Genomic DNA, 14,575 nt, shown 5'->3' with positions numbered 1-14,575 from the left:
GGGGTGATGTCGTGTGTCGCCCCTCGAAACCGCCGAGACTACAGCGTCTTCCCCGTCAACCGCTGATACGCCTCAAGATACTTCGCCGTCGTCTTCGCGACAATGTCCGCGGGCAGCACGGGGCCGGGCGGCTGTTTGTTCCAGTCGAGCGTCTCGAGGTAGTCGCGCACAAACTGCTTGTCGAAGCTCGGCTGGCCGCGCCCCGGCTCGTAGCGGTCCGCCGGCCAGAAGCGCGACGAGTCGGGCGTGAGCACCTCGTCAATCAGCACCAACCCGCCGCCGGACATTCCGAATTCAAATTTGGTGTCCGCGATGATGATGCCCCGCTGCCGCGCGTAGTCGCGTGCGAAGTTATAGAGGTGCAGGCTCAAGTCGCGCGCGCGACCCGCGATGTCCGCGCCGACGAGCTTCGCCGCGGCGTCGAACGAAATGTTTTCGTCGTGCCCCGTCTGCGCCTTCGTCGCGGGTGTGAAGATCGGCTCGGGCAGCTCGGCGGATTCCTCCAAGCCTGCGGGCAGACGGATGCCGCACACGGTTCCCTGCGATTTGTATTCCTTCCAGCCCGAGCCCGCGAGGTAACCACGCACGACGCACTCGATGGCGAGCGGCTCCGCCTTCTTCACGATCATGCTGCGGCGTGCAATCTGCGCGGCGATGCCCGGGTGAAGCGCGGCCAAGGCCGGGACGGCGAGCGGGTCGGCGGCGCGCGCGAGCCGGTGGTTGGGAACGAGTTTCTCCGTCTGGTCGAACCAGAAGTTCGACACCTGCGTGAGCACTTCGCCCTTGCGAGGGATGCCGTTGGGCATGATGACGTCGAACGCGGAGATGCGGTCGCTCGCGACGAACAGCAGCGCGTCCCCGAGGTCGAAGATCTCGCGCACCTTGCCGCTGCGCAGCTTGTTCAGCCCGGGAATCTCCACCTGCAACAACGGATCGTCATTCATCGCCGCGATGATGGCGGGGGCGTTCAAAGTTCAAAGTTCAAAGTTCAAAGTTCGAACCACGAAGTCCGGAGTTTCGAGTTCTGAGGTCCCGGTTCCGGGTTTCGAGCCGCTGCCGCAGGTGGACCGGCTCGCGCTGCGAGCCGTCCGGTCGCAGCGCGACCGGAGCCAGCCTCGGGCCTTCGCCATCCACCGGCGCGCAATCAGGATTCCCGATGCTCAGCGGCTGAAATTCAATTCACGCCGCTGCGGCCGTGACGTCTACTCTCGCCGCCATGAAAACTGAACTGCTTCCTGTCCCATCCGCCAAGCCGGGCCGTTTCTCCGCCGCGCCTTCGCGCCTCTCGCTGTCCCTCGCCGATGAGCGCGACCGCGAGGAAATCTACCGTCACCGTCACGAAGTCTTCGCGCGCGAACTCGGCCAGCATGCGCCCAACGCCACCGGCCGGCTGCGCGACGCACTCGACGATTTCAACGTGTATCTCGTGGCCAGGTCGGACGGCGAGATCGCGGGATTCATCAGCATCACGCCACCGGGCCGGACTTATTCGATGGACAAATACGTCGCGCGCGGGCGGCTGCCATTCGCCGTGGACTCGCGACTGCATGAAATCCGGTTGCTCACCGTTTTGCAGCCGCATCGCGGGCGCGAATTGGCCGTGCTGCTGATGTATGCGGCTTTTCGCTGGGTGGAATCGCACGGCGGCACGCGCATCATGGCCATCGGCCGGCGCGAAGTGCTCGATCTATACCTGCGCGGCGGCCTCCTGCCCGCGAACATCTCCGTGCAGTCCGGGGCGGTCACTTTCGACGTGCTGCACGCGACCGTGGACGCCGTGCGCGAGCAGGCGACGGCACTCGCCGGACTGCTCGACCGCGTCGAGGGCAAGACGGACTGGCAGCTCAGTTTTCCCTTCCGCAAACCCGCGGCGTGCTTCCACGGCGGCGCGTTTTTCGACGCCATCGGGCCGACGTTCGACACGCTCGACCGGCGCCACGCGATTGTGAACGCCGATGTGCTGGACGCGTGGTTTCCGCCATCGCCCGCGGTGCTCGACGCGCTGAACGCGCATTTGCCGTGGCTGCTGCGCACGTCGCCGCCGACGGGTTGCGAAGGCTTGATCGAAACGATCGCGCACGCGCGCGGCGTCGCGCCCGAGAACATCCTGCCGGGCGGCGGCTCATCCGACCTCATCTTCCGCGCGCTGCGCCACTGGCTCACGCCCGCCTCGAACGCGCTCATCCTCGATCCGACTTACGGCGAATACGCGCATGTGCTCGAGAAGGTCATCGGTTGCACGGTGGACCGGCTCACACTTTCGCGACGCGACGGCTTCGCCGTGGACCTCGCGCGGCTTGAAGCGGCATTCGCGGATCGCTACGACCTCGTGGTGCTTGTGAACCCAAACAGCCCGACCGGCCGGAACATTCCGCGCGCGGCGCTCGAAGCGTTGCTCCTCGGCGTGCCGCAGCGCACGCGCGTGTGGGTGGACGAAACCTACGTGGACTACGCGGGCGCGGGCGAGTCGCTCGAGGCCTTCGCGGCCCGGTCCGGGAACGTGATCGTCTGCAAGTCCATGTCGAAGGTCTACGCGCTCAGCGGGGCGCGCGCGGCGTATCTGTGCGCGGGCGCGCATCAGCTCGAGGCGTTGCGCGCGATCACGCCGCCGTGGGTTGTGAGCCTGCCGGCGCAAGTCGCCGCGGTGCGCGCTTTGCAGGACGCGGACTACTACGCGGCGCGTTACGCCGAGACCCACCAACTGCGCACGGCGCTTGAAGCGGACTTGCGCGCGCTCGGTCTGGAAGTGCTGCCCGGCATCGCGAACTTCGTCTTGTGTCAATTGCCCGAGTCCGGCCCGCGCGCGGGCGAAGTGGTGAAGAACTGCCGCAGCCGCGGGGTATTCCTGCGCGACGCCGCGGCGATGGGCTCGCAACTCGGCACGCACGCACTGCGCGTCGCGGTGAAAAGTGCAGAGGAGAATGTGCGGATCGTGGAGGCGATTCGCACGGCATTGCGGGCAGCGTGAGTCCGTGGTGGCGCCGGTCGCGCTGCGACCGGTGACGCCTCGAAGCGCGAGGCGTTCCACCGTGGAGCGACACAACGCCCGCGTCTCGACACGGCGCGGCCGGACTTGCTAGCGTCGCGTCGTGAATGTTGTGGTCACCGGCGGGGCGGGCTTCATCGGGTCGCACGTGTGCGAGCGGTTGCTGCGCGAGGGGCATTCCGTCTGCGCGTTCGACGACTTGAACGACTTCTATCCGCCCGCGATCAAGCAGCAGGCGTTGCGCAACCTGCAGGCCCTCGCACGGCCGTTTACATTCGTGCAGGGCGACATCACCGACCGCGATGCCGTCGAGGAACTCTTCGGGAGCGAGCGATTCGACCAAGTCATCCATCTCGCCGCGCGCGCCGGGGTGCGGCCGAGCCTCGCGGAGCCGGCACTTTACCAGCGCGTGAACGTCGAGGGCACGGTGAACGTGCTCGAAGCCGCGCGCAGCCGCGGCGTGAAGAAGTTCACCATCGCCAGCTCGTCGTCCGTTTACGGCGTGAATGCCAGGGTGCCGTTCTCGGAGTCGGACCCGATCTTCAGCGCGATCTCGCCTTATGCGGCGAGCAAGCTCGCGTGTGAGGCGCTCGGCCACGTGTATCACCACGTTTACGGATTTGATGTGGCGATGCTGCGGTTCTTCACCGTGTATGGCCCGCGGCAGCGGCCGGACCTTGCGATCCACAAGTTTGCGTCGCTCATCCAGGCGGGGAAGCCGATCCCGGTCTTCGGGGACGGCTCGACGGCGCGCGACTACACCTACGTGACGGATACGATCGAGGGCATCCTCGCCTGCACGCGGCGCGAGTTTGGATTCGAGATCTTCAACCTCGGCGAATCGCAGACCGTGACGCTGAGCCGGTTGATTGAGTTGCTCGAGTTTTCGCTCGGCAGGAAGGCGGTGCTCGACCGGCAGCCATTGCAACCGGGCGACGTGCCGGTCACGTTTGCGGACATCTCGAAAGCCCGCGCGCGGCTCGACTACAACCCGCGCGTGAAGATCGAGGACGGCATCCCGAAATTCATCGAGTGGTTCCGGACCTCGCCGCGGCCTTGAATCCGGATCGCGCGGTTCGCGATGCGCGGGCGAACGGGCTTGCCTCATGGGGTTGGTGGTTCCGGCGCGCGGTGAGGCCAGTTTCCCGTGGAATTCCGGCGCGGGCTTTCGTATGCTGCGCGCGCCGTGAGCCCAGTCACGCCAGACGAGCGCCGTGAAGCCATCGCCGCCCAGGTTGAGAAAGCGGTCACGAACACGCAGGTTTTCGACATCCACACGCATCTCTACGACCCCGCGTTTGGCGGGTTGCTGCTGTGGGGACTCGACGACTTGCTCACGTATCACTACCTCGTCGCCGAGGCGTTCCGCTACTTTGACATGCCGTATGACAAGTTTTGGGCGCTCTCGAAGACGCGGCAGGCGGACCTGATCTGGGACGCGCTTTTCGTCCAGCATTCACCCGTGTCGGAGGCGTGCCGCGGCGTGCTTACCACGTTGAATCTCCTCGGGCTCGATGTGAAGAAGCGCGACCTGCCCAAACTCCGCCGGTGGTTCGCGAGGTGGAAGCCCGACGCCTACATTACGCGATGCATGGAGATCGCGAACGTCAGCCGCGTCTGCATGACCAACTCGCCGTTCGACGACGTCGAGCGCGCCGTCTGGGAGAAGGGCTTCACCCGCGACGAGCGGTTCACGGCCGCGCTGCGCATCGATCCGCTGTTGCTCGACTGGCCCACCACCGCGCCGAGGCTCGCTGCGTGGGGCTACAAGGTATCTTCCGACCTGAGCGACCGCACGGTCGGCGAAGTGCGCCGTTTCCTCGCCGACTGGTCGCGCCGCATCCACGCCCGTTACGTGATGGTGTCGTTGCCGCCGGACTTCGTGTATCCGGGCGAACACTTGTGCGCGCGGCTGATGGACACGGCGGTGCTGCCGCATTGCCGCGAGTTCGGCCTGCCGTTCGCGATGATGCCCGGCGCGCGCCGCGCGGTGAACCCGCAACTGCGCCTCGCCGGCGACGGCCTCGGCCGCTGCAATGTTGTCTCCTACGAAGCGATCTTCGCCGGGCACCCGGACAACAAGTTCCTCATCACCGCGCTCTCGCGCGAGAACCAGCATGAGTTCTGTGTCGCGGCGCGGAAGTTCCGCAACCTGCACCTGTTCGGCTGCTGGTGGTTCACCAACATCCCGCACCTGGTCAACGAGATGACCCGCATGCGGCTCGAGCTGATCGGGCTGTCCGTGACGCCGCAGCACTCGGACGCGCGCGTGCTCGACCAGATCGTTTACAAGTGGGACCACTCGCGCCGCGTGATCTCGCAAGTGCTCGTGGAAAAGTATCTCGACCTCGCGCAGACGGGCTGGGAGCCGACGCACATGGAGATCAAGCGCGACGTGAAGGCGCTGTTTGGCGGTGAGTTTGAGCGGTTCTGCGGCGTTCCCGCGCGGGGGGAGCCGGCGGGCGCAAAGCCCGCGCCGCGCCCGGTGACCGCTCGCACGCCATCCGCCGCGGCCGGGGTGGCGTCGCGAAGCTGATCGCGCCGAGCGCAGGCTTGTCTTCATCTTGCCGCGGGCACACACTCCGCCCGTGGCTGAAATCCTGAAATTCGTCCGGCACGGCGCGGGGCAGATCACCCCGAAGATCCTCGCGGGCGTTCATCGCAAGCTGCCGATGCTCAAGCTCGAGTTCGCGCAGATGCATGCGCCGAAGTTTCCGCACCTCGTCGAGCAGCTCGAGTTCCTCGCCGACGTCATCGAGGACTACGTGGAACGGGCGGACCTGGAAATCCCGCTGGTCAGCGTGGCAGCGGCGACGTTCGCGCTCGTGTATGCCCACCGGCAGGTGGACTTGATCCCTGACTCGACGCCGGATTACGGCTTCGCCGACGAATCTTCCGTGGTGCGCGCCGTGTTGATCGAGCACGAGCGGGATTTCGCAGCCTTTGCTGCCCGCCACCACTTGAACTGGTCGAAGATCACGGTGAAGGCGTAGTCGTCCGGCGTCTCGCCCGCGCGGCGGGACGCACGGGCACGCCTCGCGCGCGGTCCTCTCAGTAGCGCGCCACTTCCCGCTTCAATTCGAGCCCGAGCGCCGAGGTCGTTTTGCGGGCCTCGGCGAGCATGAAGGCCACTTCGCTTCCCACGGCGATGAATTGAAATCCCTCCGCCCGCCGGCGTTTCGCGCTCTCCACGTTGATGACGTGGATGCCCGGCGCGACGCCGTGTTTCTTCGCCGTGGCGCGGATGTGCGCGAGCGCGTCCACGAACTCCTTGTCCTCGCTGTCAAACGCGGGCTTCTTCCCCATCGAGTTGAGCAGGTCATTCGGGCCGATGAACACGGCGTCGATGCCCGGGACGCTCAGGATTTCGTCGGCCTTCTCGATGGCCTTCACGTGCTCGGCCATCACGACGAGCAGGACTTCCTCGTTCGCGCGCGCGTAATAGGTGCCCGGGTCGGTGTCGAAGTTCACCGCGTGCGCCTGGCCGCCGACGGAACGGTTGCCGAGCGGGTGGTAGCGCACGCCCTCGACGACGGCCTCGGCCTCGGCGCGCGAGCAGACCATCGGCGTGACGACGCCCCACGCGCCATTGTCGAGCACTCGCTTGAAGTTCTCGCCCGTGTTCCACGGCACGCGTGCCATCGGCGCGGGGCCGCTGTCGGCGATGACGGCGAACATCTGCGCCGCGCACCCGATGTCGATCGGCGTGTGCTCCATCTCGACGGTGAGCCAGTCGAAGCCCACGCGCGCCATCATGCGCGCGGCGACAGGGTCGGGCAGCGTGAGCCAGGTGCCGAGGGAGGCTTCGCCGCGTTTGAGTTTGGCGCGGACGTGGTTGGGTCTCATGGAAGGCTTTGTTGAGTGCGGTTGGACGGGTTAGCTGGCTTTCGCCCGCAGCGCCGGCGAATTGAAGACATCCGGGTTGACGACCATCGCCGGGCGCTTCCCGTGCATCAGGTCCACGATGGATTGTGCGGCGGTCATGCTCACTTTCTCGCCGGTGCCGCGGGCGAAGCTCGCGAGGTGCGGCGTGAGCAGCACGTTGGGCAGGCCGCGGAACACGTTCTCGGCGGGGAGCGGCTCCTGCACGAACGCGTCGAGCGCCGCGCCGGCGATGACACGCTCGCGGAGAATCTTCGCCAGCGCCGCCTCGTCCACAAGCGCGCCGCGGCCTGTGTTGATGAGGTAGGCGGTCGGCTTCATCTTCCTCAACTGCGCCTCCCCGATGAGCCCGCGGCTTTGCGGCGTGAGCGCGGCGTGCAGCGAAAGGAAATCACTCTGACCGAGCAGTTCATCGAGCGTCACAAACCGGATGCCGAACTTCGCGGCGTCCGGATTCGGCGCGATGTCGTGCGCGATGACCTTCATGTCGAAGCCCGCCGCACGCCGCGCCATGGCCAGCCCGATGCGCCCGCAGCCGAGGATGCCCAGAGTCTTGCCGTGGACGTCGTGTCCCCACGCGCCGCGCCAGACGCCGTTGTTCATGTCGAGGTGGCCGATGTGGACGTTGCGCGCGACGGCCAAGAGCAGCGCGAAGGCGAAGTCCGCGACCGCGTCGTTGAGCAGGCCGGGCGTGAACGCGACCACGATGCCGTTCCTCGTCGCGGCCGGCACGTCAATCGCGTCGTAGCCGACGCCCCAGCGCGAGATGCACTTGAGCTGCGCGGCGCGAGGCGATGCGAGCACGTCGGCGGTGAACTTGTCCATGCTCGCGAAGCACGCGTCGTGGCCCTCGAGCAGCGGCAGCAGCGTCTCGGCCGGATGCGGGCCGAACGTTGCCGGAAACGTGAGCTTGCAACCGGCGCCCTCGAGCAGGGCGATGGCGCCCTTGCCGACTTCGTCGAGCGTGCGGGCGGTGATGAGGATGTTCCAGGACATGCGGGCTTCGTGTTTCGGATTTCGGGTCGGAGCGAGCCGGGAAACGGCGGGCGAATAGGAACATTGACCGCGGCGAAGTTCAACCCTGCAACGCAAGCCGGCGGTTGCGATAGCGGATGACTTTGAACTCGGGATGTTCGAGCACGACCTCGACGCGGTCGAAGTCGTCCTCGAACGGCGGGAAAAACGTGTCGCCTTCGACGGTGCGGGAGACGTGGGTGAGGAGCAGTTCCGTGCAGCGTGGCAGCGCCAGCCGGTAAAGCTCCGCGCCGCCGCAGATGAAGACCTCGCGTCCGGCGGTGAGCGCGGGAAGTTCGTCGAGGTTCGCGACGGTGCGCACGCCGGGGTGCGCGAAGCCGGAGCGGCTCAGCACGATGGTGTCGCGATGGGGCAGCGGCCTGCCAATGGACTCAAACGTCTTGCGTCCCATCACGACCACGTGGCCGGTGGTCGCGCGTTTGAACCACTTGAAATCGTCCGGCAAGTGCCACGGGATGCGATCGCCCGCGCCGATGACTCGGTTTTCCGCCATGGCGGCGATGGCCTTCATCGAAGGTTGGCGACAAAGGCCTCGAAGCCCCGGCGGACCGCGGGCGGGGCATTCGTCAGCGCTGCGCGGAAGGCGGGCATTTCCAGTTGCACGCCGGCGCCGTGGCAGAGGCTGGCGGCTTGAAGCGCGACAGCCTCGTCGAGTCGCGCGAGTTCCGGCAGGAGCTTCGCCGGCTCCGTGCCGTGCTGCTTGATCAGTTTGGAGGCGAGCGCGTGGGGGGAAGTGAACCTGCCGTCGCCGTCGGCGTCGAGCCAGACGGGATTGGTCGCCGCGAGGACGCGTGGTGTGAACACCCGCGAGCTGGGCTGATACGGCCTCGGCGTCTCCCAATATGGCGCTGTAATCCCGGGACCGCTGGCAATGGCAACCAGGTGAGAGTCATTCATCGGGCGCTGCAGGGAAAACGTCATTCGTGCATTGACCGGGCCTTCGGCTTTCCGGATTTCGCGGGAGGCCAGCTTGAGGCCGTTCGCGAAGAGTTCGAGCCGGTCCGCGCTGGTCCAGGACGGGCCGAGCACGGTGACGTCCACCTGGATTTGGGGCGGCAGGTTGGTGGCGAGGTCGCCCGCGGTGAAGCGGTCCTCGACGCGGATGTGCGCGAGCAGTCCGAAGCTCACGAGCGCGCGGCCCTTCAGCAGGTTCGTGCAGGCGGTGGCGATGTCGAGCCGCGCCGGGTCGCGGTCATCGCACGCGATGTAGGTGCGGGCCTGCCCGAGGATGAAACGCGAGACATCGTGCGTGTCGCTCGCCCCGAGCGCGGTCAGCCGGTGGCCGTGGTTGAGCAGCGCAAACCAGTCGCGAAACAGCAGCATGGCGTCGCTCTGCATCGCGGCGGAGGTCACGACTTCGAGCGCGTCGAACTGAAACGCCGCGGCGCGGAGGGGCGCGCCGGTGAGCGCGTTGAAGTTCGTCGGGCCGAGCGGGGTGAAGCCGCTGTGCAGGTCGCGCGGATGGTTCAGCGCGATGACCTTCACGCCGGGAGTCGCGCGGATGCCCGCGAGCAGGTCGCCCCATTTCTCGAGCTTGAAGTCGGGAACGCGCGCGCCGGACTGGATTGGGAACGCGTTAAAGTGCCCGTGCTTGGTGGTGACCTCGTTGCCGATGACGGGCGTGAAGTGGCTGCGGAGGCGTGTGCGCGCGGCGGCTTCGGAATAGTCGGCGTGGTGGTTGTGGTCGGTGGCGACGGCCAGTTCGATTCCTTCGCCCGCAATCGTGAGCATCCGCTCGTCAATCGTGGCGTCGCCGTGGCCGCTGTGCGTGAGCGTGTGGATGTGCGTGTCGGCGGCGACCCAGCCGGGAGTCGGGACTTCGCGCCGCAGCGCGAGGGGAATGCGGCGCGACTGACCCGGCGGCACGGAGATGCGCAGCGCCTTGACGCTCCATTCGAAACCGCGCGAGGCGTGGACAAGGTATCGTCCCGCGGGCAGGTTGAGGCGCGCCGTGCCTTCGCGCACGTAGGCCACGCCGGGTCGCGTGGTGAACTCGGTGGAGTTTGTCGGCGCGGGCAGAAGCGCGGCGAGGCAGTCGGATTCGTCGGTGATCGTCACGCGCGCGGGAATGCCCGCGCCCGTCGAAGCGTCCGTGATCACCACGTCGAGCGCGGATTCGCCGAGCACTTCCTGAATCGGCCGAGGGTCGAGACGAAATGGGCCAACGAGGATGTCGTCCGTCGCCGTGGGCGGGACGATGGAGAGCGTGTTCTCACCGTCGCGCAACAGCCCGGGCGGGACGTTGAGCGCGTGGACGAGCGGGGTCTCGACGGTGACGAGGTTGCCGATGCGGCGGCCGTTGATCTGGACCTGCCAGGAGTGCTTCACGTCGCGCTGGTTGAAGAGCAGCGTGAAGCGCGCATCGCCGGGTTCGGCCTGGAATTTGAGATCGAGGCGGCGGCCGTGCGGCGTGCGGCCTTCGAACTCGGCCCACTCGGGGAACCCCGGCGTGCCGAGGTGATACTCGCGCGGGTCGAGAACGCGCCGGGTCGGGTCGGCGGCAAGCGCGACCACGGGACACAGCAGCAAGATCAAGGTTCCCGGCTTCAGCACGGTGGGCCGAACGTATTCCCATGTGCGGCGGGTGTGAAGCCAAAGGTGAAGGCTCGCGCCGGAGGAAGTGTTTTACTTCCGGGGCGGGCGCGGTAACGTCGGGCCATGGCACTGACGCCGGAGATGTTTGAGCAGGAGTTGGCCGAGGCCATCGCGACGTATGACCGGTTCGTGGTCTGTCTCGACAAGCCGCCGGAGGATTGCAAAGGCACGCTCGCCAATCTGATGGCCAAGGCGATCAGTGCCTACGAGACGCGCGGGACGGGATTGCGCCACGGCATCGCGCTCGACCGGCATGTGACGATCATCTTGAGCCAGTCGGCGACGGATGCCGACCGGCCGCTGTGCGCGATTTACTTCAACCTCAGCTCGCCCTACCACCGGCAGCACCCGGCGCGGCAAGAGGCGAAGGTGGGCGGCTGAATCTCCGACGCGCAGGCGCCTCGCGGGTGCACGCCCGTCGCGGGAGGATTCCATGAGGAGCGCCGCCTGACCGCGAAACCTCGCTCAGTCCTTCCGCACTTCGTCCCCGGCTTTCACTTCGCCGGCGGTGATGTCCGCGGCGAAGTTCGCGGCGGTCGAGAGGTCGTTGATGCGGACTTCGCCGACTTTCATTCCCATGCGGAACACGCCGAAGAGGTCGCCCGGCGTGGGCTGACGGCTGAGCGCGAAGTCGACGACGACGTATTTGAGGTCGGCATTGACGACCACGACCTTCCCGAGGATCGGCGTGAGCGGCGTGACCACGGGCGCGGGCGGCTGCGGCGGCTTCGGACCTTTTTTTGTGTCCTTACCGGGGTTGGCGCAGCTCGCGAGAATGCAAGTCATCGCGAAAGTGAACACAGCGAGCCTCATGGTCGGCGGTGAGTTAAGGCAAGCAGGGCCGCGGCGTCAACAGGTGGTAATACTCAAGGGCGGATGCGTTCAAATCACCGCCTGTGCCTCGCCTTTCGGCGTGGATTCGAGGATGCGCATGACGATGTCGTCCACGGCGATGCCCTCGGCCTCGGCGTTGAAGGTGGGCACGATGCGGTGCCGGAGGACGGGATACGCGAGCGCCTCGATGTCGTCCACGTTCACGTGGAAGCGCCCGCGCAGGAGCGCGCGCACCTTGCCTCCAAGCACGAGTTGCTGGCACGCGCGCGGGCCGGGGCCCCATGCGATGAGGTCCTTCGTGAAGGGCAGCGTGTCGTCGCCGGCGGGGCGCGCTTTGCGCACGAGGTCGAGCACAAAGTCCATGACGTGATCCGGCACGGGCACCTTGCGGACGATCTGCTGGATTTGGAGGACATCCTCGCCGGTGATTACGGCCGAGACGTCCGCCGAGTAGGCGCTGGTGGTGCGCTGGATGATCTCGCGTTCCTGGTCGCGCGTGGGGTAGTCCACTTTCACGTGAAACATGAAGCGGTCCTTCTGCGCCTCGGGCAGCGGATACGTGCCTTCCTGCTCGATCGGGTTCTGAGTCGCGAGGACGAAGAAGGGTTCGTCCAGTTTGTAGGTTTGCCCGCCGACGGTGACGCTGTGTTCCTGCATCGCCTCGAGCAGCGCGGCCTGGGTCTTCGGCGGCGAGCGGTTGATTTCGTCCGCGAGGATCATCTGCGCGAAGATCGGCCCCTTGAGGAACATGAGATTGCGGCGCCCGTTGATGGGGTCTTCCTGAATCACGTCCGTGCCGGTGATGTCCGCGGGCATGAGGTCGGGCGTGAACTGCACTCGCCGGAATGAAAGGTGCAACGCCTCGGAAAGCGTCTTGATCATGTAGGTCTTGGCAAGGCCGGGCACGCCCTCGAGCAGGCAGTGGCTGCGTGCGAAGATCGCGATGAGGATTTGCTCCATCACGGCGTCCTGGCCGACGATGACCTTGGCGACCTCGGCGGTGACGGCGGCGTAAGCCTGATGGAGTTTCTGCGCGAGCGCGGTGTCGGTCGCGGCCATCGGCGCGGCCGGGTCGTGTGCGGATGCAACGGTCAGCGGCGTCGGCGAAGATCGGGTGCGGATGGCGGAGGCGGGGACGCGGATGGGCTCGGAGGGCGGTTCGGGCGCAGCGACAAGCGACGGCGGGGCAGGGGAGCCGTCGGCTTCGGCGCCGGCGGGCGACTCGAACGATTCGATGGCCGGAGCGACGGCCGCTGCCGCCGCATCGTGATGGACGTCACGGGTGTTGTCGGGCCCCGGCTCGGGGACGGTGTTGAGCTTGTTGCAATTCGGGCACTTGGCCTCGGCGCCCCCGGCGTCGAGGGGTGCGGTGAGTTCCATCTCGCAGAGCGGGCAATTGAAAAAGATTTCCATCGGGTGCGCGGGCGGAGAATGGCGCGTGGCGGCGCGGAAGGGAATTCAAATTCGAGGGAGCGGCGCGGTGCTGCACGCCGGGCGTCCTGCGAAATCTCCGCGGAGCCGAGAGTCAGATGACTTCGCGGATGGGCTCGCCCTTTTCCAGCATGTGGACCGGGCGTCCGGCGTTGTCGAGGAAGGTCTGATGATAGTCGATGCCCATGACGTGGTAGACGGTCGCGAGGACGTCGCCGGGAACGATGGGGCGGTCGCTTGGATATTCTCCCTTGTCGTTGCTGGCGCCGACGACCTGTCCGCCGCGCAGGCCGCCGCCCGCAAGCATCACGCTGAACACGTCGCCCCAATGGTCGCGGCCGGGGATGGAAATGCCGGGTTGGCCGTTGTTCATTTTCGGCGTGCGGCCAAACTCACCCATCACCATCACGAGCACGTCGTCGAGCATCGAGCGGTCGGAAAGGTCGCCGATGAGCGCGGCGACGGCTTTGTCCATGATCTCGAGTTTCTTGCCGTGGCCGACCTCGATGTTCGAGTGGTCGTCCCAGTGCGGCATGTCCACGGTGACGAAGGAGACGCCGGCCTCGACGAGTCTTCGTGCCATGAGCGTGTAATGGCCCCACGCGGTGCGGCCGTAGTTGTCGCGGGTCGCCGCGGATTCCTTCTCGATGTCGAAGGCTTCGCGCGCGCGGTTGCCGAGGACGAGTTCAACGGCCTGCTGGTTGTAAGCATCCATTGCGTCGAGCGTGCCGCTGCGGTCGAGGTCGCGGCGGAAGTGGTCAATCTGGCCGAGCAGGTTGACGCGGCCCTGGATGCGATTCGTGTCGCCGGCGGCGTTTTCGAGGATCTTCGGCTTCTCGATGTTGGTCTGCGTGGCGCCGAGGTATTTCTGCGCGGTGTTCACGTCGAACGGATTGTGAGCCGCGCCGAGATACGCCGAGCCTTGGTAGCCGGGAAAGAGGTAAATCGTCTGCGCCGCGGGCAGGCCGACGTAAGCAGGCACGCCGGGTTTGTTCGGCCCGCGCACGCGCGAGATGTAGGAGCCGACGGAGGGATACTTCTGCGGGAGGTCGTTTGCGTGCGAGCCGTAACGACCCGTGAGCATCCAGTGGCCGGCGGCGAAGTGGTCGCCGTTTTTGTGATGCATTGAGCGCACGAAGACCATTTTGTCCGCGAGCTTCGCGTGGAGCGGGAGTGTGGCGGAGAGTTGGATGCCGGGGACGTTTGTGTCGATCGCCTTCCACGGGCCACGATATTCGAGCGGGGCGTCCGGCTTCGGATCGTAGGTGTCCATGTGGCTCGGGCCGCCGTCGAGCCAGATGAGGATGACGGACTTGTTGGTGCGCGAGGCGGCTCCGGACGCGCGGAGGCGAAGCAAGTCGGCGGTGGTCAATCCGAGCAAGCCGCAGAAGCCGGCCTTGAGCGCGCTGCGGCGAGAGACGCCGTTGCAGGTCTGCGACCAAGGGCCGTTCTGGAGATGGAGCATACGAGTGATAGTAAACGCGTGCCGTTACGATCGGGCAAGTCGTTTTTGCCGGATCGCGCGACTTTCTGCGCGAATCGCAGGGTGAAACGCGCCTGACCGATGAGTTGGACCCGGCGACGAGGATGCGCGGTCAGGCGAGGATGCCCTTCACCAGCTCGCCGTGGACGTCCGTGAGGCGGAAGTTGCGGCCCTGGAATTTGTAGGTCAGTCGCTCGTGATCAATGCCGAGCAAGTGCAGGAGTGTGGCTTGGAAGTCGTGAACGTGGACGGGGTCTTTCGCGACGTTCATCGCGAGGTCGTCGGATTCGCCGTGGGTGATGCCGGGCTTGATGCCGCCGCCCGCGGCC

At 66.5% G+C, this 14,575-nt stretch carries 13 protein-coding genes and 1 pseudogene; 5 read left to right on the top strand and 9 right to left on the bottom strand.

Going from position 1 to position 14,575, the window contains the following annotated elements:
* Positions 1–38 precede the first annotated feature (38 nt).
* The gene (locus FJ386_06920) at positions 39–944 is read right to left on the bottom strand and encodes a phosphoribosylaminoimidazolesuccinocarboxamide synthase (protein MBM3876435.1); all 906 of its coding nucleotides are present in this window, start codon (positions 942–944) and stop codon (positions 39–41) included.
* Between the two features lie 272 nt (positions 945–1,216).
* On the opposite strand from FJ386_06920, the gene FJ386_06915 reads away from it, so the two are divergent.
* The 4 genes and pseudogenes from FJ386_06915 (at position 1,217) to FJ386_06900 (ending at position 5,979) form a co-directional block, all read left to right on the top strand.
* Positions 1,217–2,968 (top strand): aminotransferase class I/II-fold pyridoxal phosphate-dependent enzyme, encoded by a 1,752-nt coding sequence (locus FJ386_06915; GenBank protein ID MBM3876434.1) that lies wholly within the window; start codon positions 1,217–1,219, stop codon positions 2,966–2,968.
* A gap of 121 nt (positions 2,969–3,089) precedes the next feature.
* Positions 3,090–4,046 (top strand): SDR family NAD(P)-dependent oxidoreductase, encoded by a 957-nt coding sequence (locus FJ386_06910; protein ID MBM3876433.1) that lies wholly within the window; start codon positions 3,090–3,092, stop codon positions 4,044–4,046.
* A 162-nt stretch (positions 4,047–4,208) separates the two neighbouring features.
* A pseudogene (locus FJ386_06905) lies at positions 4,209–5,420 on the top strand (glucuronate isomerase).
* Between the two features lie 154 nt (positions 5,421–5,574).
* On the top strand, positions 5,575–5,979 hold the full coding sequence (locus tag FJ386_06900) for a hypothetical protein (protein MBM3876432.1): 405 nt from the start codon (positions 5,575–5,577) through the stop codon (positions 5,977–5,979).
* 58 nt (positions 5,980–6,037) lie between these two features.
* Here the strand turns inward: FJ386_06900 and FJ386_06895 are convergent, their stop codons facing one another.
* From FJ386_06895 to FJ386_06880, 4 genes are all read right to left on the bottom strand, one after another.
* Complete coding sequence (locus FJ386_06895) at positions 6,038–6,832, bottom strand: 2-dehydro-3-deoxyglucarate aldolase (protein MBM3876431.1); 795 nt, start codon at positions 6,830–6,832, stop codon at positions 6,038–6,040.
* 30 nt (positions 6,833–6,862) lie between these two features.
* A complete protein-coding gene (locus FJ386_06890; protein MBM3876430.1) occupies positions 6,863–7,864 on the bottom strand; it encodes a hydroxyacid dehydrogenase in 1,002 nt (333 codons plus the stop codon).
* Between the two features lie 79 nt (positions 7,865–7,943).
* A complete protein-coding gene (locus tag FJ386_06885) occupies positions 7,944–8,414 on the bottom strand; it encodes a dihydrofolate reductase (protein MBM3876429.1) in 471 nt (156 codons plus the stop codon).
* Positions 8,411–10,456 (bottom strand): hypothetical protein, encoded by a 2,046-nt coding sequence (locus FJ386_06880; GenBank protein ID MBM3876428.1) that lies wholly within the window; start codon positions 10,454–10,456, stop codon positions 8,411–8,413. The genes FJ386_06885 and FJ386_06880 overlap by 4 nt, the downstream gene beginning before the upstream one ends.
* Before the next feature lie 105 nt (positions 10,457–10,561).
* Between FJ386_06880 and FJ386_06875 the strand changes: the two genes are divergently transcribed.
* A complete protein-coding gene (locus FJ386_06875; protein ID MBM3876427.1) occupies positions 10,562–10,879 on the top strand; it encodes a hypothetical protein in 318 nt (105 codons plus the stop codon).
* Positions 10,880–10,963: 84 nt separating this feature from the next.
* Here the strand turns inward: FJ386_06875 and FJ386_06870 are convergent, their stop codons facing one another.
* The 4 genes from FJ386_06870 to FJ386_06855 all read right to left on the bottom strand — a co-directional run.
* Positions 10,964–11,284 (bottom strand): hypothetical protein, encoded by a 321-nt coding sequence (locus FJ386_06870; GenBank protein MBM3876426.1) that lies wholly within the window; start codon positions 11,282–11,284, stop codon positions 10,964–10,966.
* Positions 11,285–11,380: 96 nt separating this feature from the next.
* Positions 11,381–12,391, bottom strand: coding sequence for a MoxR family ATPase (locus FJ386_06865; GenBank protein ID MBM3876425.1), 1,011 nt, complete (start codon positions 12,389–12,391; stop codon positions 11,381–11,383).
* A 466-nt stretch (positions 12,392–12,857) separates the two neighbouring features.
* Positions 12,858–14,228 (bottom strand): DUF1501 domain-containing protein, encoded by a 1,371-nt coding sequence (locus FJ386_06860; protein ID MBM3876424.1) that lies wholly within the window; start codon positions 14,226–14,228, stop codon positions 12,858–12,860.
* 130 nt (positions 14,229–14,358) lie between these two features.
* On the bottom strand, positions 14,359–14,575 hold a 217-nt coding region (locus tag FJ386_06855), incomplete at its 5' end, for a DUF1501 domain-containing protein (protein MBM3876423.1).

The sequence above is a fragment of the Verrucomicrobiota bacterium genome, assembly GCA_016871675.1.
Classification (GTDB): domain Bacteria; phylum Verrucomicrobiota; class Verrucomicrobiia; order Limisphaerales; family VHCN01; genus VHCN01.
Note: the sequence above shows the minus strand (reverse complement) of the source record. Positions and strands in the feature narration are given on the sequence as shown.

Bases quoted from the DNA above. Each gene is read 5' to 3' on its own strand.
- FJ386_06920 (MBM3876435.1), bottom strand. From the start codon at position 944: ATGAATGACGATCCGTTGTTGCAGGTGGAGATTCCCGGGCTGAACAAG.
- FJ386_06915 (MBM3876434.1), top strand. From the start codon at position 1,217: ATGAAAACTGAACTGCTTCCTGTCCCATCCGCCAAGCCGGGCCGTTTC.
- FJ386_06895 (MBM3876431.1), bottom strand. From the start codon at position 6,832: ATGAGACCCAACCACGTCCGCGCCAAACTCAAACGCGGCGAAGCCTCC.
- FJ386_06890 (MBM3876430.1), bottom strand. From the start codon at position 7,864: ATGTCCTGGAACATCCTCATCACCGCCCGCACGCTCGACGAAGTCGGC.
- FJ386_06885 (MBM3876429.1), bottom strand. From the start codon at position 8,414: ATGAAGGCCATCGCCGCCATGGCGGAAAACCGAGTCATCGGCGCGGGC.
- FJ386_06875 (MBM3876427.1), top strand. From the start codon at position 10,562: ATGGCACTGACGCCGGAGATGTTTGAGCAGGAGTTGGCCGAGGCCATC.
- FJ386_06870 (MBM3876426.1), bottom strand. From the start codon at position 11,284: ATGACTTGCATTCTCGCGAGCTGCGCCAACCCCGGTAAGGACACAAAA.
- FJ386_06865 (MBM3876425.1), bottom strand. From the start codon at position 12,391: ATGGCCGCGACCGACACCGCGCTCGCGCAGAAACTCCATCAGGCTTAC.
- FJ386_06860 (MBM3876424.1), bottom strand. From the start codon at position 14,228: ATGCTCCATCTCCAGAACGGCCCTTGGTCGCAGACCTGCAACGGCGTC.